Origin of the sequence: Methanosalsum zhilinae DSM 4017 (assembly GCF_000217995.1) — an archaeon.
Taxonomy (GTDB): Archaea; Halobacteriota; Methanosarcinia; order Methanosarcinales; family Methanosarcinaceae; genus Methanosalsum; species Methanosalsum zhilinae.
Genome location: NC_015676.1, coordinates 1,545,546 through 1,568,813 on the forward strand (window position 1 = coordinate 1,545,546; position 23,268 = coordinate 1,568,813).

The 23,268-nt window shown below is 35.6% G+C and carries 13 protein-coding genes and 1 pseudogene; 7 read left to right on the forward strand and 7 right to left on the reverse strand.

Annotation, left to right across the window (positions count from 1 at the left end; translation table 11 throughout):
• Window positions 1-23: 23 nt before the first annotated feature.
• The 3 genes from MZHIL_RS07220 (at window position 24) to MZHIL_RS07230 (ending at window position 5,423) form a co-directional block, all read left to right on the forward strand.
• A complete protein-coding gene (locus MZHIL_RS07220; RefSeq protein WP_013898715.1) occupies window positions 24-602 on the forward strand; it encodes a hypothetical protein in 579 nt (192 codons plus the stop codon).
• Window positions 603-1,043: 441 nt separating this feature from the next.
• Entirely contained in the window at window positions 1,044-4,208 is a 3,165-nt protein-coding gene (locus MZHIL_RS07225; protein WP_013898716.1) for a type I restriction endonuclease subunit R, read from the forward strand.
• Window positions 4,209-4,547: 339 nt separating this feature from the next.
• Window positions 4,548-5,423, forward strand: coding sequence for a hypothetical protein (locus MZHIL_RS07230; protein WP_013898717.1), 876 nt, complete (start codon window positions 4,548-4,550; stop codon window positions 5,421-5,423).
• A 268-nt stretch (window positions 5,424-5,691) separates the two neighbouring features.
• Here MZHIL_RS07230 and MZHIL_RS07235 read toward each other — a convergent pair whose 3' ends face one another.
• The 3 genes from MZHIL_RS07235 to MZHIL_RS07245 all read right to left on the reverse strand — a co-directional run bounded on the left by MZHIL_RS07235 (window position 5,692) and on the right by MZHIL_RS07245 (window position 14,490).
• Complete coding sequence (locus MZHIL_RS07235) at window positions 5,692-7,383, reverse strand: PGF-pre-PGF domain-containing protein (RefSeq protein ID WP_172633397.1); 1,692 nt, start codon at window positions 7,381-7,383, stop codon at window positions 5,692-5,694.
• A 248-nt stretch (window positions 7,384-7,631) separates the two neighbouring features.
• Window positions 7,632-13,604, reverse strand: a complete 5,973-nt coding sequence (locus tag MZHIL_RS10220) for an S-layer protein domain-containing protein (protein WP_013898719.1) — start codon at window positions 13,602-13,604, stop codon at window positions 7,632-7,634.
• Window positions 13,605-13,929: 325 nt separating this feature from the next.
• Complete coding sequence (locus tag MZHIL_RS07245; RefSeq protein WP_013898720.1) at window positions 13,930-14,490, reverse strand: site-specific integrase; 561 nt, start codon at window positions 14,488-14,490, stop codon at window positions 13,930-13,932.
• A 315-nt stretch (window positions 14,491-14,805) separates the two neighbouring features.
• Here MZHIL_RS07245 and MZHIL_RS10905 point away from each other — a divergent pair.
• The 3 genes and pseudogenes from MZHIL_RS10905 to MZHIL_RS07250 all read left to right on the forward strand — a co-directional run.
• Window positions 14,806-15,201, forward strand: a pseudogene (locus MZHIL_RS10905) (PGF-pre-PGF domain-containing protein); the annotation flags it as partial.
• Window positions 15,202-15,279: 78 nt separating this feature from the next.
• A complete protein-coding gene (locus MZHIL_RS10835) occupies window positions 15,280-15,414 on the forward strand; it encodes a hypothetical protein (protein WP_281033986.1) in 135 nt (44 codons plus the stop codon).
• Window positions 15,415-15,725: 311 nt separating this feature from the next.
• Window positions 15,726-18,890 carry a GLUG motif-containing protein gene (locus MZHIL_RS07250; protein WP_048815535.1) on the forward strand — a complete coding sequence of 1,055 codons (3,165 nt, stop codon included), beginning with the start codon at window positions 15,726-15,728 and terminating at the stop codon, window positions 18,888-18,890.
• A gap of 249 nt (window positions 18,891-19,139) precedes the next feature.
• On the opposite strand, the gene MZHIL_RS07255 is transcribed toward MZHIL_RS07250, so the two are convergent.
• Window positions 19,140-19,991: a tyrosine-type recombinase/integrase gene (locus MZHIL_RS07255; RefSeq protein WP_013898721.1), complete on the reverse strand. Its 852-nt coding sequence runs from the start codon at window positions 19,989-19,991 to the stop codon at window positions 19,140-19,142.
• Between the two features lie 78 nt (window positions 19,992-20,069).
• Between MZHIL_RS07255 and MZHIL_RS07260 the strand changes: the two genes are divergently transcribed.
• Window positions 20,070-20,528, forward strand: a complete 459-nt coding sequence (locus MZHIL_RS07260; RefSeq protein WP_013898722.1) for a type IV pilin — start codon at window positions 20,070-20,072, stop codon at window positions 20,526-20,528.
• Between the two features lie 370 nt (window positions 20,529-20,898).
• Here the strand turns inward: MZHIL_RS07260 and MZHIL_RS07265 are convergent, their stop codons facing one another.
• From MZHIL_RS07265 to MZHIL_RS07275, 3 genes are all read right to left on the reverse strand, one after another.
• Window positions 20,899-21,144, reverse strand: coding sequence for a hypothetical protein (locus tag MZHIL_RS07265; RefSeq protein ID WP_013898723.1), 246 nt, complete (start codon window positions 21,142-21,144; stop codon window positions 20,899-20,901).
• 84 nt (window positions 21,145-21,228) lie between these two features.
• On the reverse strand, window positions 21,229-21,645 hold the full coding sequence (locus tag MZHIL_RS07270; protein WP_013898724.1) for a hypothetical protein: 417 nt from the start codon (window positions 21,643-21,645) through the stop codon (window positions 21,229-21,231).
• Between the two features lie 626 nt (window positions 21,646-22,271).
• Window positions 22,272-23,204, reverse strand: coding sequence for a hypothetical protein (locus MZHIL_RS07275; RefSeq protein WP_048815536.1), 933 nt, complete (start codon window positions 23,202-23,204; stop codon window positions 22,272-22,274).
• Window positions 23,205-23,268: the final 64 nt, after the last annotated feature.

Here is a 23,268-nt window from a genome sequence, read left to right on the forward strand (position 1 = left end):
AAAACCACGGAGATATTATTCTAATGTTTCAACCAAGAGTTAAACTTGAATTTATAAACCGATACTGTCCACCTAGTAAAGGATGGGAGGTTTTTGTAGATATAGATGCGTCAGAAGAAGGAAGAACTGGCGGTACTCGCAAAAAGCCTGAAGCAATTCAAAGACAAGATGAGATGAAAGATGATGTATTTTTGGTAAAACAGAAGTTTAAGGAACTTGGTGTAACTGTAGGTGGCAGTAGATCTAATTGGTACTCTACAAACCAGTTTCCAAAACTAGAAGGTGACCGTGACATAGTAGCCTTTAATTCTAAAAATAAGAGTTGTATTATAGCTGAAGTTGAAGGCTCTTCATCTGGACAGCCCGAAACAAAAGTTTACAAGGCTATTGGCCAGATTGTAATAGCATTAAATAAGTGTAACCTTAAAGATTGGGAACAGAATTTTATTCTGGTTGTACATGGCGAAAAAGTTGAAACCCATTTAAAGGAAGCATGTGCACTTGAAAAGCTTGGAATTGCTGCTATATCTCTTTATAAAGATAGAAATTCCGATAAGTGGTTATTTGGTAAAGATTTAGTTGCAGATAAATTAATTTCTTAATGTAATTAAAAACTCGTTCATATATTGGTATGTAAGTGGGTTTCAAGTTATTAAATGCAAATGTCAACGCTAAATCCAGATCTATAAAATAATAAAAACCTTTTTTCATTATATGGTTTCTTGCTTGAAAGTTAGTAAAATACGTTGAATAATGCTGCTAATACAAAAATAAATATAGATAAAACTATAAGGCTTTTAAAAGCCGAAATGATTGCATCGATATATATAGGTTCACTCCTCCATCATATTTTTATAAAAATATATTAATAGTTATATACAGTTTAACTATTTATATTTTACTTTAAAGTAGGTTTTTTTTACTGACTACTAAAAAATTAGGACTTATTTTAGCTATTTGTAAAATAAAAAATATCACAAATATTTCGATAGGGATGAAACATTTTTAACTGTGTAATGCATTTTTATCTATTAGGAGGAGGGATGGTCATTCCCAGCATTATCACAGAATCTGAAATTGAAGAACATGCACTGCATTTGCTAGATGAACTCGGATATGAGTGTATCTACGGTCCTGAAATATCACCTGGAGGGAATCTTGTTGAAAGAATGGATTATTCAGATGTAATTTTGAGAAATAGGCTGCAGGATGCTATTGAAAAAATTAATCCCAGCATTCCAGAAAAAGCCAGAGAGGAAGCCATAGAAAAACTTCTTCAGCCATCTGCACAGGACCTTGTCTTCAATAATCACGAGTTCCATAATCATATTAAAAACGGTATTGATGTTGCATATGAAAGTGGGAATGAAACATATTATGATAAAGTATATCCGGTTGATTTCAATTGTTTAACCAATAATGATTTTCTTGCAGTCAACCAATTCACAGTACTTGATGGTGAACATAAACGTAGACCGGACCTTATCCTGTTTGTAAACGGCCTTCCATTAGTCGTTATGGAACTGAAACGACCTGACAATTATACTGACGACTCCGATCTTATTGATGAAGCCTATGACCAGCTGCAAACATATAAAAAAGAAATACCAAACCTTCTTCGATTCAATGAAATTCTAGTTATCAGTGATGGACAGGATGCTAAAGCAGGAACTCTTACATCTAATAGTAATTTTTTCGCACCATGGAAACATGAGAATGATAACAAGTTCTCAACCGAACCTGAAATTACTACACTTATTAATAATATGTGTTTACCTGAAGTACTGATTGATATTGTGCAGAACTTCATACTTTTCGAAGATGATAATGGAGTATTACTCAAAAAAATTGCACGATACCATCAATACTATGCTGTAAATAAAGCTGTACATTCAACAAAAGTAGCAGTGAGTCCTGAAGGTGACAAAAGGTGTGGTGTGGTCTGGCACACTACCGGTGCTGGCAAAAGTATGGAAATGGTATTCTATACTCAAAAAATATCTCGTGATACAACACTTGAAAATCCAACAGTAGTTGTTATCACTGATAGAAATGACTTGGATGACCAGCTTTATGATACATTTTCCAGATGCATAACGTATCTTGGTCAAACTCCAATCCAGGCAGAAACTTCAAAGGATCTAATGGACAAATTAACCCGTAAATCGGGTGGAATAGTATTTACTACGCTCCAGAAATTTTCACCTGATGAAGACAAATATCCTTTACTTTCTGAACGCAAGAATATTATTGTTCTGGCAGATGAGGCACATAGAAGTCAATATGGTCTTGGTGCTAAAATAAACCGGAATACAGGAGAGAAATCATACGGTTTTGCGAAATATTTGCGTGATGCTCTACCGAATGCATCTTTTATTGGTTTTACAGGTACTCCAATTGAACTTTCAGATAAAAGCACAAAAGCAATTTTTGGAGATTACATTGATATTTACGACATTGAACAGTCCCTGCACGACCAGGTAACTGTTCCCATCTCATATGAAAGCAGGTTAGCTAACTTAAAATTGCTTACAAATGATCTGGAAAAACTGGATGCTGGATTTAATGAGATTACAGATGGTGAAGAGTCTGAACGTATAGAGAAACTAAAATCCAAGGAATCCAGTGTTGAAGCAATTTTAACAACTCCAGAAAACATGGATAAAATTGCTAATGATATAATAAACCACTTTGAATCTCGGAGTAAAGCCATGGATGGAAAAGCCATGATTGTTACTATGAGTCGACACATGGCTGCCCAATTATACGAGTCGATTATAAAATATAGGCCTGATTGGCACGATGAAGATGATGCAAAAGGTCAAATCAAAGTGATAATTACAGGTAAAGCTTCGGAAACTGAATTAATAGACCATATAAGGCCAAAACAAAAACAAAAACAGATTCAGCAAAGAATGAAGGATCCAGAGGATGAATTAAAAATTGTGATTGTTTGTGATATGTGGCTGACCGGTTTTGATGTTCCCTGTCTGACAACAATGTATTTCCTGAAATATCTAAAAGGTCACAATATAATTCAAGCAATTTCACGTGTAAATAGAGTTTATTTGGATAAACCAGGTGGGCTGGTTGTCGATTATGTTGGTATTCTTTATGATCTCAAACATGCATTAAAGCAATATACAGAAAGTGGTGGTAAAGGTTTACTTGCTGAAGACCAACAGGTTGCCGTAGATTACATGCAGGAGAAGTACGAGCAAATTAATGGAATGCTTCATGGTTTTGATTATAGTAGAGTTTTCAAGGTTCCGGCTGGAGAAAAACTGGAAATTGTTAGAGAAGGTGCAGATTTCATCTTACAAAAAGATATTCTCATTAACCAGGAAGTAGACCAGAAAATACGTCCAAAGGGTGATAAGGATTATACTAGAAAGCAGTTTATCAAGTTTACTACAGAACTTTCTAAAGCGTTTGCCCTTGCATCTCCCAGGCCAGAAACTGAAGCTATTAGAGATGAACTGGGATATTTCCAGTCAGTCAAATCTGTTTTGATTAGTCTTGACAGAAAGAAAAAAGGATATAAATCTACCAAAGAACTCAAAACAGCAGTTCGTCAACTGGTAAGAGATACGGTTAAAACTGGTGAGATAATTGATGTTTTTGATTTCATGAATATGAAGAAAGAAGGTATAGGTATTCTTGATGAAAAATTCCTAAATGAAGTAAAAAGAATGCCACAGAAAAACCTTGCAGCTGAATTGCTGGAAAAGCTTCTTAATGACAAAATAAAAGCCTATTCTAAAAAGAATATAATCCGCAGTTCAATGTTTTCTGAAAAACTACAGCAATCTGTAAATTCATATCGAAACAAGAATATTACTAACATTGCGGTTGTCGAAGAGCTAATAAAATTAGCCCATGAAATAAGAAATGAAGAGCAAAGAGAAGGTAATCTTGGACTTTCTACAGAGGAAATTGCATTCTATGACGCTTTAGTTGAAAATGGTAGTGCAGTTGAACAGCTAGGTGACGAGCAGCTAAAAAAGATAGCTACCGAGTTAGTAGAGGTTATTCATAAAAATGCAGGTGTAGATTGGACTGCTAGAAAAACTGTTAAAGCCAAATTAAGATTAAAAGTAAAGAAGCTTCTCAAAAAATACAAATATCCACCAGATCAACAAAAAGCAGCTGTAGAGCTGATTCTCAAGCAGGCACATACATCAGCAGAACAAGTTGCAGTTTTTTGATTAATTCACATGTTTAGTATTAACTTAATGCAAGTAGCGTATAATTTACAGGGAGCACTTTAAGGATGTTAACCTGAAAATACTTTTTAGAGGGGGGAGTAGGCACTTTCTTTGACTAATATTTTTTTTAAATATCATTAGAAAATCGGAGAACATTTGTTTAAATTAAGCTTATAAATTTCATATATATAAAGTAAGATTCGCAATTGTGTTCTAAATGAAAAACCTTTCATTTATATTTGAATTATCTATTACATTCGTAGTATGTTTAAAAGTTATTTATATTATTACATTTAAAGTATTATTATGAAATCGTAGAAATACTTCTTTACTATTTTTATGATTTTAGCTTCAGTACTACTAGTAGCTACTCACCCCTTAGTTGGCTATTATACTTATGGGAAAGAGAATATAATAAGCAGCATCAGCCATGACTTTGCACATTATGAAAATAAAGAGATCACAATTTCAAAAAAATCTCAATCAATAATTGAATGGCAAAAGAATCAACTTAATTTTCCAAACAGCAAAAGATTTGACAATAAATACCTAAACTATTATTATTTGAGAATATTTCTACTCAATGAACCACTATATTATATTCATATAAATAGAGCATCGTGTGGAGAGCTTGCACTCATATTTGAATACTTAGCAGAAGAAATGGATGTTCAATATCGAAGTTTAATAATTGATGGGCATATCAACCAAAGAAACATGAATATAGATAATCATAGATGGACTGAAGTATTATTGGAGGACAACACGTGGGGAATTGTAGATGTTGGTTTTAATTTCAGTCCAATTTCACATGATAAGTATGAGTTTACGGAAAATAGAAGCTTATTGTTTGGACATGTAGTATATCAAAATGAAAATAGAAATTGGAATGACGTCACACCTGATTATGTGAGAAACACAACCAAATTAAGAATTAATGTTACAAATAATGATTATCCTGTTAAAAATGCTAAAATAGATGTATTTTTGAATTACAATAATAAATCGGCTCCCGTTATTGGAAGACATATAACATACCATACAAATGAAAGTGGGTTAGTAGAGTTTCATCTTGGAATCTATGAAAATGTAACTTACAATATAGAGGCTAGCAAATATTTTTGGGGAAAAGAGGTTCTATACATGCCAAATGAAATTAATAATTCATTGGACATTAATCTAGATAGTAGCGTGTTGAATATTTTTTGCAATTAAGTTTAAGCTGATTTTTTTAATTTGCATGTGATTATACGGCAAATAAATTATAATAGAATTAGCATAGCTAAATATATGGAAACAGTTTTTGGATTGACAGCGTCACTAAATTGCTGTAAAATTATAATTAATTACTCTATTTGTGTTGAAGACTTCTAGTTTCGATGGAATACCAATATGAATAAAATTATACTGTAATATATATTCAATTTACAAAAAATAAGAAATAATTTTTAAAATATTTTCAACATTTTAACTAATATGCACTCTACTTTCTTTTAATGAACAATGTCAATGTCAATAAGATTGAGATGCCGAGAAGAATACTAAAACCTGGAATTTCTTCCTCTATATCCTCAATATCTTCAGGTTCAGGATCCAGTATTTCTGAAGATTTTTCAGATTTCTCATTGGTTTGATAACCAATTATTGCAAATTGCAAGAACGCAGGTGTATCAGCTACAAAATAATGCCATATATCATCTGAATCTTGGATGGTGGTATCCAGATTTTGCCAGTAACCTTCAGTGTACCGTTTCAATCTGATAGTGTCCACATCAATATCATTTTCTTGTAGCCATAAGTTATCTACCTTAAACTCTATTTTTGCATTCTCGTAATGTTGGTCTTCGGTAAATCCAGCTCTATCAAACCAGACATTGAAATGTTTGTAAACCAATCCTTCAGGATCTGTATTTGCAAACTCTGATCTTTCATGCAAGGTTTCAGCTCTTACTTCAAGTGAACCAAGATTTTGTAGAGGTTTAAATGTTATTGATGTTAATGACATATCATGCTCTGTGAAACTATATTCGGCTGGAACACCTGAAGATATTGAGCGCGATACCACTTCAACTACATCGATGTTCTCGTAATGTTCACCTGCAGAACCACCACCACCGCCACCTGATCCACTGCCGCTCCCTGAAAGTGCACTAGTATGATCCTCTGTAGATTGTAAGTCTCCTCCAATTCCATAAGTTGAAAAACGACTAAGGTTTGCCCAAACATAAGGCTCAGGTACATCTGCGTCTACACCTGATGAGTAGAGAACAGTGCCATCACTAAGGGTACGAGGTGCAATGTCAAGAAGTATCCATTCATTATCAGTATACCTTAGCGGCCTTAAACTACTCTCATCAATACCCATATTTTGGATAGTTGATTTATTGTAGTATATTCTTAAATGAACTTCTTCAACGTCATTATACCAGTCATCGTCCTGGTCAATACCCATAGTATAATAAAATGGAGGAGCATGTGTGCCAGTGATTGGTGGTGTTCCACGTGGTGGGGCATCTGATATGTTCACTGATACGTTAGTACTCCTTGTATTATTGGAACCACTTCTAATCGTGTACTCATACTTTTCTATACCAGTATCTTCAGCAAAATTCCGAGATATGTCTCGAAGGTTAGTACTAGTTGTACTTGAACTGTTCGCAGTGATCTCAGGAACTTGGACTAGATCAATAGATATTTCAGTGAATGGTCCAAGTTTGATAGTTATATCATGTTTTCCACTCTCTAGGCTCAATCTACCTTGACTTTTCATATTGACCTGTTCACCATTTAGCTCTAAAATGAATTTTTTATGTGGGGGTATTGACCAAATATCCCAGGAAACTGTTACATCAGAATCCTCTGGTGCTTTAGCCACTAATTCCCATTCAGTGTTATCTACTGGCCTAATATTATCTACCAGTCTTGTAACAGTTTCGTGGTCGCAGGGGAAATAGACCTCTAATGCATTATCATCCATTGGAGGTGGAGGTGCGATCTTGTCCAGGTCACGATCAAATCCATGTGTTGCATCGGGATGAACACCAAAAGTCAAATTATATCTTGCGGGTGGTGGAGGTGGTGTTGTATCGTCAGAACTTTCTTGGAAAGAATCAAAAACAAGGTTAACTTGCCATGCATCCTCCGTTTCTCCAGAAACGGGAGTTATACAAACCATTAATAATATACAACATACAATGGATAATATGGCTTTTTTTTCAACTATTTTATTTACTAATTTTTTTAAATCTGAAAACTGAATATTCATATAAAACCCCAATTATAATCTAGTAGTACATTTTATCCTGATTGTTTTGTATCCATTTAATAGCTGCATTATTCTGTTTTGTCTTCTGGAAACCTTTTCGTTTAAGTTGTCCCATATTCTGGATATCCAATATTTCATATGGGCCAATAACAGGAGTATTACTTTATCTCCACATCTGTTTTGTTCAATGCAAACACCCAATAGCCTTTCCCGAGTTCAAGTTTTTCAGGTTCATAATACTGTTTACTGACAGGATCCCATGCATAAACAGGTTGTAATATATCATCATAATTTCCAAATATTGAATCTATGGAAGGATCTGCAGGCAATTGTGGAGTGGATATCAAGTTCCAACCTTGAGATAAATTAATAGTATATATTGAGTCAGTGAACTTAGGGTCATCACCATAAGGGATCTTTTCAGTAGTATGGAGATCTCGTAAGCTATAGCCTGATATCGAAATAGCGATCGTAGCACGATCAAGCAGGCCACTGCTGGAATCCACTTTGACCAGTTCTACTTTCACTTCACTGTCATCCTCAAAACCAAAAGTAAATGATTCGTTTACGGAAATCATTGAACTTTTAATTTTCTCCTCACGTTCATATACATCAAATGAGGCCGTTTGACCAGATGCAGTAATAAGGCGAGCATCTATCAGATAGTTATTGATCTGATATGCATCCCCCTGAACCAGTGTAACTTCATCTACTTCAGCAACAGGCTCAGGTTCTGGTTCGATATCTGGTTCAACTGGAGTGATTTTTTTATCCTCGGAAAGGTTAGTATATATATACCATGCTGTTGAACCTTTATTTCCACGAATCCAAGTATTTTGTGTTATTTTACTTACATCATTATCCGGTATGAGTATAGTTTCGTTATTCTCCATTTTTATGAAGTCAGATGTTACCTGTTTTACTACCATTTTAGAAAAATCATCACCTTCTTCAATTTGAATTAATTCATCTGAAATCTGAAATATACCTTCAATGACACAGAGACTGTCTACAGTACCCAAGAATACCTGATCTACATGAATATATAGAGTTCCAATATCATCTTCACCCATTACATCTTGTTTATATATCCAAGTCCTATCAAATGTACTCAAACTTGCGTCAATAATCTCATCACTTACATATTGGCCATTTTTTGTGAGTTCAAGCCAGATTTTGTTTCCATCAACATCAATCTGTAGTGGTGTTATTGCGTAACCTTCTTTAAGTTCAAAGGTCTGACCGACTCTAAGTGTCCATCGATCACTAGAATCTATTAAAATTTGACTGTAGTTACCTTCACCAAAAACATAATATTTTTCAGAAAACAAATCTTTAGTGTTATAAGTCCAAGAATCTAGATTATTCTCTGTTTTAAAGTTAAATTTAGGCTTTTTATTATCAATTACAGTAGCATTATAAACTAAATCACCAGAATTTATTGATTCAACAATAGTTTCATTTTTTAGCATAAATTCATCTGGTATGAGGATAATTTCTTTAGATATTTGGAAAATTCCATTAATCAGTACATGATTAGTATTGCCTGTACTAATCTCATCAACATGTACCATTAAAGTTACTATATCAGCATTACCGTCAATATCTTGCTTATATCTCCATGTTTTGTCATACGCATCGATATTTTGGCCAATATCAATTATAATATCATCTATATATGTGCCGTCTTTTGTTAACTCAATCCAAACCTTTTCACCATCAACATCAATCTGTAGTGGTGTTATTGCATAACCTCCAGCAAGTGAAAGTGATTGTCCCACTTCTAAATCCCATGTTTCATCATTATCTATTAAAATTTTAGTGAATTTACCGTTATCAAAAACATAATAAGGATCTTTGAAAGAATCTATTATTTTATAGGTCCAACTACTTTCATCATTTTGTGTAGTGAAATTAAACTTTGGTGTTTGTTTTTCAATAGTTATATTGTGAACAATGTCACTCGCAATCATAGGTTTGTCGGGTTTAGGCTCTGATTCCACATCTAAGTCCTGATTTATGAATGGATAGTACCGTATATCGGAAGAGTCAGCTACTTTGAATTTGATGTCTCCCATGATATCAATTGTACTTCCTCTACTAAGTGAAAAACCGCCATCGTTTGTCATAACAATACGGTTTTCTATGATGGAATCAACTTCCATTTTTCCAAACTTGTCACCGGTCTCGATCAGCTGATAAACATCGGATATCTGGAAGATACCACCAATAATTACATCCTCATCATCTTTGATGATATCCTCAATGTTTACAATGATTATTGGAACATCGTCAGTTGAACCAATGTCTCTTTCGTAAATATAATTCTGACCAGCTCCCACAATAGCATAAGAATCCACCTCTGAGCCGTCCTTTGTCAGAGATACCAGTACATTATTACCGTCAAGATCGATCTCCTGTATTCTGAGAACGTATCCTTCTTCCAGAACCAGGGAAGAGCCAGTGTACAGGTTCCTACGGTTATCATTATCAAGGAGTACCTTTGACAGCTGACCATCTGCCATCATGCTGATATCTCGGTTCACGAAAGCAGTAGTAGCAGCAGTATAACCGGCAAAGTATTTCTCTGCCATAAATCCAATTGCTTCATACGATCCAAAGTCGCTCTTCTCAAAGCTTACAAGTGCAGGTACAGTTTCATATCTAAGGTCTCCATTTCCTACATATCTACCACTGTACTCAAGTTCCAAGGACTCTGTCATCAAACCTTCATCTATATCATAATAGAATCCTTCGAAGTTCAAGGGAGTCCAGGTAAGACCTTCATTCTCTGCAACTGTCCCCCTAATTTCATGTACACCTGATTCTGTAATATCCACAAATGGTGCAAACCTGATTGTACCGGAGTCTGCAACAATGAATTTAAGGTCACCCATTATGTCAATTGTAGTTCCCTGGCGAAGATTAAAGGAGCCATTATTTCTCATCTCAATTGAGTTTTCACTTATGGACGAGATTTCCATTCTGCCAAACTTTTCACCCTGTTCAATGGAAACATAGTCGTCAGATATCTGGAAAATACCTTCAATAAACACAGCATTTGCCTCAGTCTCTCTGAAAACACTTGATATGTGGGCTGCGATCACAGGTACGTCATCTGTGTGGCCAATATCCCTCTCATATACATAAATATCACCAGATGAAAGAGTCGCACTGTCAACCTCTGTTCCATTTTTTTTCAGGGTAAGGAAAACACTGTCACCACTTACATCTATCTCTACAATATCGATTTCATACCCATCTTCCAGCACCAAGGATGAGCCGGTAAATACCGAACGCCTGTCATCGGTATCAATCAGAACCTTTGAAAGCTGACCATCTGCCATCATGCTGATATCTCGGTTCACGAAAGCAGTAGTAGCAGCAGTATAACCGGCAAAATACCTGTCAGCCATAAATCCGATCACCTGATATTCACCAAAACCGCCATAATCAAATTCGGTAATCACAGGTTCAGTGATATATCTCAAATTTCCATCCGCAACGTTTCTGGAGCCTTCAGACAGGTCTATACTCATACGTTCAGAACTCACACTGGTATCCAGATCATAGTAAAATCCAGAGAAGCTTCTGCCATCCCATACATAGTGAAGAGCCATTCCTTCCTGCAATATCCGGTTTCCTGATACAGAACGGGTGTTAAAATCATTAATACCGCTACTATTATTGAAACTTTCATTTACTTTATTATAAGCAAATACCTCATAGTAGTATTTTGTATTGTCATCCAGGTCAGTTAATGAGATTTGCCTTGAAGTTGAATCAGTAGAATTGTCCCACTTTGATTCATAATTAGCAAGTGATTCATTGGTACCATACCTGACTTCAGTTTTTGCATCCACCTGATCTACATCAAATTTAATGGCAGCACTTTCATGAGTAATTTCACCTACAGTTACTTCTGACACAGTAGGCGCTGATTTTTTAATTGATTGAAGATCTGAAGAACTTAGGATAATTTCGGGGCGAATTTGATAAAATGAAGTGAAAGTTACTTCTCCTGTATTTTCAGATATCTCATTTACATATCCTCTAAAAATTAATCTATCATTCCAAGAATCAGTTATCACAAAATGTTCTCCAACTGAAACTATTTTATCACTAGATTCAACTCCCCTGTATTCGAACCATATTTTAGTATACGTAACGTCAATATCACGCAATTTTATTGAATTGTGTCCTAAATTAATAGATTCTCCAGGACTTAATATGAAACTTGCACCACTATAATCTGTCCTTAGTGTAGAAATATCAGGTATTTGAACATTGTACGGTTGCATTGAAGGATATTCATCCCTAAGTCCTAGCAAATTTCCTTCAATATAGTATGGAGTATCCCCATATCCATCATTATTAGAATCTAGTCCATTATAATCACTATAATAATTGTATTTCCATAAATTTAATCCACTACTATCAAACACATTATACTCTGAATTAGATATGAAAGAATTATTTTGAAAAGTAGAGCTATCTGAATTTTCATCAGCTACAATAAGGCCTTTATTGTTTTCTTTAATTTCATTTTCATTTAATCTTGTATTAGAAGATCTAGATATTTCAACACCAAACTCCCCATTATAATCAATTATATTTTGAGATATAAGATTGTTATCAGAATAACTTAAAAAAAGACCATTATTACTATTATTAGAGATCATATTATTTTTTATACTGTTACTATCACCTTTTAAATAGATTCCATTCTCTCCATTTTCCAAGATATGATTTTTATAAATCTCATTAGAGTCGCGTAATAAGTGTATTCCATCTCCTGTGTTGTTAGAAATTTGATTCTCACTTATTATATTGCGGCTATCTATTAGGTCAATACCTTTGCTATTTCCAAAAATATCATTTCCTATTATTACTATAGGATGATATGAAAATATCCCGCTTCCAAGACTATCCGGTCCATTATTAGATATTGTACAATTAAATATTAGATTGCCTACATTATTGCTGTAAATACCATAGTAATTATTTTTGAGAGCTTTATTTTTAATAAGCAAGTTGTTTTCGTTGAGATAATATCCACGACTATTCATGGTTGCGTTGTTATTGGTTAGTTCACTTGAAGATACACTAAATCCATAATTTGAATTAGCAAACGCTATATTATCATTCAAAATGGAGGATTCTCCATAAAATCCAATTAAATTGTGTTTTGCAGTATTATTGCTTAGTGTGCTAGATTTAGAACTAAAACCATACCCGAAATTACTACCTGTGTTTCCAATAGCTGTGTTGTTAATTAAAGTTGATGATTCAATCTTAAAACCAGCTAAATTATTTTCTGCAATATTGTTAATCAAAGTGCTATATTTAGAATTAAAACCATAATTGGAATTTCCAGTAGCAGTATTATTAATTAAAGTTGAAGACTCAACTTCAAAACCAATAGAATTATCTTTTGCAATATTGTTAGTTATTGACGAGTCTGCCGAATTATATGTTTTTATTCCTTTACTACTTAAAAAAATAGTACTATTAGTTACCGTTGTTTTATTTGAATTAGAAATAAAAATGCCATATTCATCGTTTGATTTTAATTGATTACTGTCAAGAAAGTTATTGTTAGCATATAAGGAATATATTCCAATCTTGTTATCTGAAATTCGGTTATTAGTGATGTGATTATAATCGTTTTCAAAAACATAAATTCCGTAATTATTGCTATAAACTATATTATTAGTAATATTATTATTATTAGATTTAACTAAAATTCCACTGTCAGATGCTCCGGAACTAAAATCATCACCGCTTCCAGTTATATTAAAATATTTAATCGTGCAGTTATCTGAAATAATGAAAATTGCGGATCCTGTTCCGCCAGCATCTATCGTAGGAAAAGATTGCTCTTTTTCGCCAATCAAAGATAAACTTTTATTAACAACTACATTCTCAGAATAATAACCGGATTTAACTTTAATTGTATCTCCGCTACTCGCGTTATTTATAGCTTGTTGAATAGTAGAATAATCTCCATTTCCATCCATAGATACAATATGATAATTACTTGAACTACTACTATCAAATGCTGTTGCCGATGATACCAAAAAAAGCAATACCATTAACAATATCAATCCAAATTTAGATACAATATTCATTCAAAACGCCTCCCCAAAAAATGGTAAATATAAAGAGTACAAAGCTAATTGTCAAAGTATCTCATAAGTTAAAAAATTAGTTTTACTCACAGTATCAATTTATTAATACATAGTATTTAATTTTAACTCTTTTAAATTATGAAATTTTCCAGTTCATTAGAAGTGTTATTTTATTACTGACTTAATCGCTATGTAGAAAGCCGATCTAGATATCATCGTCTGCTAGTCGCAACTGACAAATATCATCAATGACTGACAGTGTATTTTGACTTATTATAACTCTAACTATTTTTTCGAATATAGAGGATTTCTACAGAGCCTTTTTTTAGTACAAGATCTGAGATAATCTTCTTTTAATCTCATCCTTTTCTCCGGGATTAAAATGAAGACCCTGGTAATGCATCAAGCTGGTTAATTCACTATGACCTTGCCTCAAATATATCTGATTGAGTGGCATGTCTGCAACTACCATCCAGCTTTCTATACTCTTCCTGGTAGTCTTCGCACTCAACCCAACAGGTGATAGATTAACTTTTGTTGCCCAACGCTTGAGATTTTCATTCCATGTTTGTCTGGTAGGTGGTGATGGATCTTCGTGAAACTGATTAATGATTTCTCTTAACAAATCTGGTAATGGATGAATATATCTCTCCAATTGTGATCTCTTAACTTTTTTAGATCCTTCGGCTGGAATATGTATCACATTTCTTCTAGGTAAATACCAATTAGAATTTTTATGAAATCGCTGGAATTCAGCATATCTCATGCCTGTCCACCAAAGTAGCAGAAATCTTCTTCTAGAAACAGAATCATCTATTCCTTGCAGAAGTGTATCAAACTCTTGTGGAGCAAGTACACGTACATTTTTAACTAAAATTTCATCCACTATTATCCTTACGTTTTAATAAAATATAAGGTTAATTTTAAAAATTAGTATCAATTTTTCAGGAAATAGATTCAAAATTAAGGATTCACCCTTCCGTTTTAGGATAAAATGACAGGCTAGTATCAATGAAAAACAGATCAGCTACCAGTCAACAAAATTTAAAGAACCTTATGTCTGGACAAATCTCAGTCGCTTCTCAACTTATGGTATCGGTGGTGATCTAACCCCTTAAATGATTACACCGCCTCTCCAAGTACACCATCAGGAGGTAGTGGGGAAAGTGGAGCTGGTGGTAGTGCTAGTGAACATTACGAGAATGTAGCTCTGTTTGAAGTCGTATCTAGATCAATAAACTCCGGTGTACCTTCAGAATATACTTTTAGTGAACCTGAACTACCTTTAACCACAATAAGATTCAATCCACTACAGAACCTAGGTTCACTTGAAGTCAGAGTAGAAAAATTACATGCCCGTTCAGAGTTTGCGGATGTTGATCCCGAAGGTTCAGTTTACACACACCTGAATATCTGGTTTGATAGAGCGGGGTTCACTGAAGGTCAGCATTTTGAGAATGTATTAATAGAGTTTAAAGTACATAGCACGTGGTTAATTGAGAATGATCTGGATAGTGATGATGTTCACATGAATCGATTTAGTGACAGTGAATGGCAACGTCTCGACACAACATTTCAAGAGTTTAATGATGAGTAGTATTATTATACATCGGAAACTACAGGATTTTTACAGTTCGCAATAACCGGTGCACATTCAGATGACCCAGACCAAGAATTGGTTGATGAAAATGATATTGAACCTGAAAAAATAGATGATTTAGATGAAGAAGTTCCCGGATTCACGGCCCTCATGTCACTATTTGTATTTTCTATTGTTGTAGTGGCAGTTAATCGGTTCAGGAAAGAATGAAAGGACATTAGATTGTCCGATTTCATTTTTTAATTATTAAAAATCACAGTCTATTTTAAAACTAGTCTAGGTAGAGCATAAGTTTTAGGAGCCATTTTAGGGATGTTAGCCTGAAAATACTTTTTTTTGGGGGGGTTAGGCATGAACGTGCTGCTAAAAAAGTTATCCATTGAGTAACATAGTTTAGAATCAAAAGTAATAAATAAGTACATTTCAACATCAAAATAATGTTTACTAAAAAAACGAATAGGAACGTATCGACTTTTAAAATTGCTTTCACATTATTTTTATCTCTCATCTTTTTAATTTCAGTGTCAGCAGTTTCTGCAGCTGCACCTCATCAAAGTGATTTTGATAGTGGAAATGGAAGTGAAGATAGTCCATATAACATATCTAATGTTGATCAGTTGCAGAATATGAATAAGGCTGAGTATCTGAACAACAATAGTGTTTATTTTCAGTTAATAAGTGACATTGATGCATCTGATACTATAAACTGGAATAATGGTGAAGGATTTGTTCCCATAGGTGTTTGGAACAATCAATTCACAGGTATATTTGATGGTAATGGTTATGAGATAACTGGTCTTTATATTAATAAACCGTCAACACAACGGGTAGGATTGTTTGGATCTACAAATGATGCTAAAATTAAAAATATTGGTTTAATTGATGTGAATATAACAGGACAAAGTAGAGTGGGTGCACTTGTTGGACAGAGCAATGTTGGTACAATAAGTAGTTCATATTCAACAGGAATTGTTAAGAGTCAAAGTAATGTCGGTGGACTGGTGGGTATAAACGAGGCTGGAACTATAAATGATTCATATTCAACCTGTGATGTTATTGGTAATGATTTTGTAGGTGGACTGGTTGGTGGTAATTATGGTAATAGCATTATAACTAATTCATACACAACAGGAAATGTTGAAGGTAATTCGGGGGTGGGTGGACTCGTTGGACAGAATAGTGGCACAATAACTAATTCATATGCAATAGGAAATGTTGAAGGTAATGATTTTGTAGGTGGACTTGTTGGAGAAAATCAGGACACAATAAGTGATTCATATTGGGATATCGAAACATCAGGACTTGATGTATCTGATGGTGTTGGCTCAGGCGAAGATTCTGGAATTTTTGGTAACACCACTGAAAATCTAACATATCCAAACGCAATTAACACTTTTGAAGACTGGGATTTTACAGAAATTTGGTCAACTCACCGTGCTATAAATGATGGATATCCGTATCTTCAGAACCTGTCCCATACATACCAGATATTCGATGATGGTGATGGAACATCTGAAAATCCATTCCAGATATCAAATATAAATCAATTACAAGCAATGGACCTCAACCTCTCAGCAAATTATACTCTGATTAATGATGTTAATGCGTCTGAAACCAAATATTGGAATGGTGGTGATGGCTTTGAACCAATAGGTGATATTTCTTCTAATTATTTCTCAGGCAATTTAGATGGTCAGGGTTATGAAATAGCAGGGTTGTATATTAATAGAACTACTGACGATGCTGCAGGTTTATTTGGATATGCTGATAGTGCAGAGTTTGAAAATATTGGATTGGTTGATGTTGATATAACAGGGGGACACCATGTGGGAGGACTTATTGGTTTTAGTCTTAGTCAGCCGTCAAGTATTAAATATTCATATGTAACTGGAAATGTAACAGGTCTCTCGAGTGTAGGTGGACTTGTTGGATATAATCTAGGTGTTACTGTAAGTAATTCATATGCAACAGGTGAAGTGAACGGAACTAATAAAGTAGGTGGACTGGTTGGAGATAATTCTGAAACCATTGATAATTCATATTCATCAGGAACAGTTGAAGGTAATGATTATGTAGGTGGACTTGTTGGTCGGAACATTGGAGTGACTATCACAGATTCCTATTCCACAGGTGATGTGATCGGTAACAATCAAGTAGGTGGACTTGTTGGTTATAATCAGGACGAGAATATTACAGATTCTTACTCCACGGGTGATGTAACCGGTAACAATAAAGTAGGTGGACTTGTTGGTCGGAACATTGGATTGACTATCATAAACTCACATTCCACAGGTGAAGTGACCGGTAACAATCAAGTAGGTGGACTTGTTGGTGAAAATTGGGGTACTATTGATAATTCATACTCCACAGGTGAAGTGACCGGTAACGATCAAGCAGGTGGACTTGTTGGCAATAATCATTTTCAAAAAGCTATAGAGGGAACCATCACAAACTCACATTCCACAGGTGATGTGACCGGTAACGATCAACTCGGTGGACTTGTTGGAATAAATACGGGTACAATCAACATGACATTTTCATCTGGTACAGTTGAAGGAAATAATTCAGTCGGCGGTCTTGTTGGACAAGAAGGATCTGATAGAACAATTGAAAATTCCTATTCAATCAGTGATGTGATAGGAAACAATTCAGTTGGTGGTCTTGTTGGATTAATACAGGGTGGTAAAATAAATAATTCATATTCTATTGGTAAAGTAGAAGATAAATCCGAAACAGGCACAGATTTTGGGGGATTGGTTGGTAACAAAACTGGAGGAGTTATTGAATATTCATATTGGAATATCGCAACATCGGGTATCGGAAGTTCAGATGGTGTTGGAAATATAAGTAACCATGAAAACGTTACAGGCAAAACCACACCTGAGATGAAAAAGAAATCTACATTCGAACCTGAATGGGATTTCACAACAATTTGGGCAATTGATTCCAGAATAAATAATGGATATCCATATTTACAGAATCTCTACGACCATTATGAAATAGTAGAACCCGAAGAAGCTAAAGTGACAACTACTTCAACTTCAAGACGAACATCCGTTGCACCGAGTGATAATTCTGATAATGTGCAATCTACCTCAAGTTCAATACGAACTGTAATTCCAGGTAAAGTGAACTACGACCTATCCAGTTCTGATACCCCTGTTATCGGAATCAGTTTTGAAGCACTGGATAATGAAGGAAGAGTACAGACTAGAGTTGAAGTATTATCACATGTTCCGGAGAATACTCCTGAGCCAACAGGTATTGTGAATAGCTACATGAATATCAATGTTGGACGTACAGGTACTATTTCAAGCCAGAACGCTGATAACATAATGATACACTTCACCGCAACCTGGGACTGGATAAATGAAAATAATATCGATCCTGAAACAATACGTGTTGCACGTTACCATAATAATGAATGGCAGGATCTACCAACAACTCAGATAGATGATGATGGAGAAGTAATTTATTTTAATGCAGAAACTACCGGGTTTTCACTGTTTAGTATTATTGGTGATCAGCGTATTGATGAAACCAGCAATGACGTAAATAGTGAGAAAGTTGGATCAGAGGAAGATGAAAGAGCGGATTACGAACAGACACCTGGATTCACTGCTCTTATGACATTGTTAGTAGTTTCTATTGTTAGCGTGGCAATTGGTAGGTTCAGGAAAGAATGAAAGAGCATTAGTTTGTTCTTTCCCATTTTTATGAATACTTGAATCCGCACTCCACCCATTGGATTTTTAAAATAAGTGAAGTGCATGCTATAATTCACCACGTGCTAACAACTTTGAGTTTTCTAAACCATCCCTTAATCCTCATTATAGGTAAATTTTATATAAATCCTATAAATTAACAATTGGTGATGAGCGGATGAGGATTGGGGACAGCATTAGGCAGGTGAAAATATAATATTTTCATCCGGTCTAATACTTAAATATCCCATTCATCCTATCCTCAAAATCAATTTCTTTGTTCTTCTTTACCTTAAAACTAAATCCACAGCCTGGACACTGGATTTTAGCATCTGTGGGTTTTGCATTGAACACCTTATCATAAACTTTTATCCTATCATCCACAGCGAATTGTAGGTAGATTGCAGTAGTAGCCAGGTCCTCGTGTCCTAATTGCAATTGAAGAGTACGGATATCCATTCCTTTCTGAATGCAATAGATCGCATGACCGTGTCTGAACTTGTGGGCTGAAACCCAAGGAAGGTTCAATTTATCTCGTATTTTGGGCAGGAATGTTTTAGCTCCATTCTCATTGATATTAAGAATCTTATCATCTGGTTTCAGAGAATATTTTTCTATATGTTCCTTGATTAAGTCCAGTGTAGTCTGGTCAATGATAACAGTTCTGGCTTTCAGTTCATCGGACTTAACACTTTTTCCATAGACTGCGATGAGTCTATCCCGGAAAGAAATATCTTTAACCCGAATACCATGATGATATTTTTGGATATAGATCCTGAAATGTTCACAATTAGAATCAATACATACCCTATCACTTCTTTCAATACACCATTTCTGGCACCTGCCTTTTCTTTTATTGTTTCCGGGAGATAAGCACTGTGTAAGAATCCTACGTGGAGTGCCTACAATCTCTGCAATCCTTGCACCAGTAAAAAACAATAACCTAATCAGTAGAGGATAATTACCTTTTCTAGATCTTTTTAAGGGTGCACGTTCTTCAAATTCTTTTGCAGCTTTTTCAAAAGCCAAAAAATCTTCATATGTTACATATGTACTCAAATTCTTCATAGCTGGTTTAGCCATACAATCACTTTATCCCGAAGTGGGGTGAAATAATGTAGCAAAAGCTACCTGAAATAGCAAAAAACAGCATCAATCGGCTTGCCGGCACCGGTCATCGGCGTCATCCTGATGGTAGCCATCACCGTCATCCTGGCAGCTGTAATTGCAGCATTCGTCTTCGGAATAGGCGGAGATATCGGACAGGCACCACAGGCAAGTATTACGGCGAGTGCAGCGACTGAAAATACTGATAATGGTGATGAAAAAGTTATCAAACTTCAGCACCGTGGTGGAGAGCAGATTAGGATTGACAGTGCTATCACTCGAATCACTGTAAACGAAGAACCTGTAGATGTCAAGCTGGGTACAGATTATAGAGAATTCCAAGTTGGTCAAACACTATATATCTGGCAGAATAAAACTAATGGCTACTTCATCGGAAATTCAACAGATTTAAGTGGGGAATCTGATGTAGATTCAATTGATGAAACTGTCAACCTGAAACTCATCGATATTGCCAGCCAGCAACTGATCTTTGATCGAGATATCAGGTTCTAAGCTATGACAGTATAATTCTGCTGTCATATTCTTCTTTTTTTGTTCCGTGTACACTCAAAGAGCCGGTGTGCCGTACGTACTGTTTTTCGCTTGTGCCATGAATTCAATGGAAGTCATGTTGTAGGACATAGTTTAGTAAGAAAATTCAATGATGTTGGTTTTGACAGGGACTCTACATAATCAAAAATTATCCTGATAATTTAATCATTATTGAATACTTCGAAGGAAGTTGCGTATTTCGGTATTGAATATTTCTGGTGCTTCCTGATTGGCTACATGGCCAACGTCAGGTATTATCACAAGTTTAGATACGGGGATCTGGGTGTGAAGATCTGAAGCAATATTAAGAGAAGAACGCGGATCCTTTCCATCATATAGAAGCAGTGTACATAGCTATTTCGCCGCTTTTTGACGTAATTACACCGATGCCCTCTCCAGAGATCTTATTCGGAAATCGCCATACATTCCAGTCTGTTTCAATGTGCTTTGCATCGGTTCCAAGAAGCTTGCCGGTTGCCTGGTCCGTCGATTCAGCATTCATTCCGTTCTCGAGAATTTCGACTATTCTCATACCACTGGTCTTTCCTCGAAATTCGCCTATCATCTCACCGCACATCTGCATGTTCCTCCTGTTGTTGCTACACTTCCCTTAACTTACTGCAACCAGGATGACTTCCGGGGCTTAGGGCCCCAGAAACCATTAAGTCTTCTCCTTCCACTCCCAGAGTTTCCAGTGGATATTGTCCTCACTGTCAACCTTGTATTCGACCATAACGGGACTGCCGTTGAGACGGCTCCACTGTGGGGTAGAAGAACGGAAATTCATGATTGCATGAAATATTGCTTCGGAACTCCCCACTGTTCCCCGGCCGGTTCCTGATACAGTATAGGTAGCAATTTCACCATTCTTTGATGTAATCACGCCAATACCTTCCCCATGGATGTTATCCGGAAATCGCCATACCTGCCAGTTTGTTCCAGTATCCTCAGCATCAATCCCAAGCAGCCTGCCGGTTGAATGGTCCGTTGATTCTGCCTTCATTCCGTTCTCAAGAATTTCGACTATTCTCATACCAATGGTCTTTCCTCGAAATTCACCTATTAATTCTCCACTCATCTAAATATTCCTCCTGTTATTGCCACGCTCCCCTTAATTTTCTGCGATCGGAGACGGCATCCGGCATAGGGCGTTGAGAAATAAACCTTACACCTTCCCCTTCCACTCCCAAGGTTTCCAAGTGTAACTGTCGCCATCCTGATAGGGATTCTAGAGGTGGCCCTCACCTTTTTTTCTGGTAGATAGTGTTTAAAACCACCAGTTTTGATTTAATCCATATATAGCCCCATAACCAAACTTAGTTTCCCGGGATTATCTACTTTATGAAACTTACATAAGGATAACCAGACTCCCTTTGAAAAATAATAGATTTAATGAATTATTCAGATAAGGATTTCTACAGAGCCCCAATAACAGAGATTTAATATTTAAAAAATCATAAATCATAAGCCATCTATACTAATAAGAAATCAAGTTCAGGGTAGAAAAGACCGAAAAGAAGTTTCATGCAAGGTAATGTAATAATAAGATCATATATATCATTGAGATGAAACAAATGGGTGGCTGGTCTACTATTAACCCCCACTCCCGGACCGCCACTCATGTTATGGATATCTGCTAAGTTAAACAGCTTTTTTCTGCAACTTCGCTTTGATCTGGATTGGAGATAATCTCTGTTTCATAAGTTAAATGCAAATCCAGAAATACATTACATACTCCGGTGAGTTGATCACTCTTATATCTGAGGGAATATGATTATGATTGCCCCTGAAAAGTTCAAAATTCCAGTCTCCGGCTTCATAGACAAATCCGCATCTTAGATGACTTTGATCATGATTGATGCGCTCAACCCAGTAGCTTTGAACAACATCTGCAGAGCCGATTGACTCATACCATCGAAGGTCATAGCTGATTTTGCCCTCTTCACCAAGAGTTAATATGGTGTCGATTGCCGTTATTACTCCTGGCTGAAACATATCAGACCTTAAATCATGGGCTTTGACTTCAACATTTTCAAAAACAAGGGTTTCCTGTGTACCGGTAATAATTACTTCGGGTACAATTACTTTGCCATCATTTTCTTCTTTTCGTATTATTTCATCCCGGTAGGTCTCATATATCGATTCAAGACGACTACTCGATTCCCTGACAATTCTCAGGGACATATTATCCTTATAGGGATAATGATCCATTCTAAAAACGCTTCTTTCACGCCATCCACCGTCATAACGGGCATCGTACCACCAGTTATCATGACCATTGAGATCGACAATCACATAGGTGTTCATATCCGGATCAAAATAGTAGTCGAGTTCAATCTGTTCTGTATCTTCCAAATGAACTAAAATATCAAAAATTGAGAAATAGCCTTCCTGAAAAATATCTTCTCGAACTGTTTTGATCTCTTCAGGATTGAATGTGAAAGTGCCCAGTCCCTGGATCCATATCTCTCCAGGAGATACGGCTGCAGTGTCACTTACATTTCCAAATATACGATTTCCATTTTCTTCAGAAATAAGATCGGGTCTCACAGAATCGGGGGGAGTGTCCTGCCGTTCAATACATCCACTGAAAGTGGCTATGAAGATAATAGCTGCAAATACAATAAGTGTTTTCATGAATATGTACCGTGTGAACATATAGAGTAGTCCCAAATGAAATATGAACTTTTTAACTTAAAAT

Coding starts and splice junctions, on each gene's coding strand:
- MZHIL_RS07275 (WP_048815536.1), bottom strand. CDS start 23,204: ATGAAAACACTTATTGTATTTGCAGCTATTATCTTCATAGCCACTTTC.
- MZHIL_RS07235 (WP_172633397.1), bottom strand. CDS start 7,383: ATGGTTTGTATAACTCCCGTTTCTGGAGAAACGGAGGATGCATGGCAA.
- MZHIL_RS07255 (WP_013898721.1), bottom strand. CDS start 19,991: ATGGCTAAACCAGCTATGAAGAATTTGAGTACATATGTAACATATGAA.
- MZHIL_RS07265 (WP_013898723.1), bottom strand. CDS start 21,144: ATGTGCGGTGAGATGATAGGCGAATTTCGAGGAAAGACCAGTGGTATG.
- MZHIL_RS10220 (WP_013898719.1), bottom strand. CDS start 13,604: ATGAATATTGTATCTAAATTTGGATTGATATTGTTAATGGTATTGCTT.
- MZHIL_RS07225 (WP_013898716.1), top strand. CDS start 1,044: ATGGTCATTCCCAGCATTATCACAGAATCTGAAATTGAAGAACATGCA.
- MZHIL_RS07220 (WP_013898715.1), top strand. CDS start 24: ATGTTTCAACCAAGAGTTAAACTTGAATTTATAAACCGATACTGTCCA.
- MZHIL_RS07270 (WP_013898724.1), bottom strand. CDS start 21,645: ATGAGTGGAGAATTAATAGGTGAATTTCGAGGAAAGACCATTGGTATG.
- MZHIL_RS07230 (WP_013898717.1), top strand. CDS start 4,548: ATGATTTTAGCTTCAGTACTACTAGTAGCTACTCACCCCTTAGTTGGC.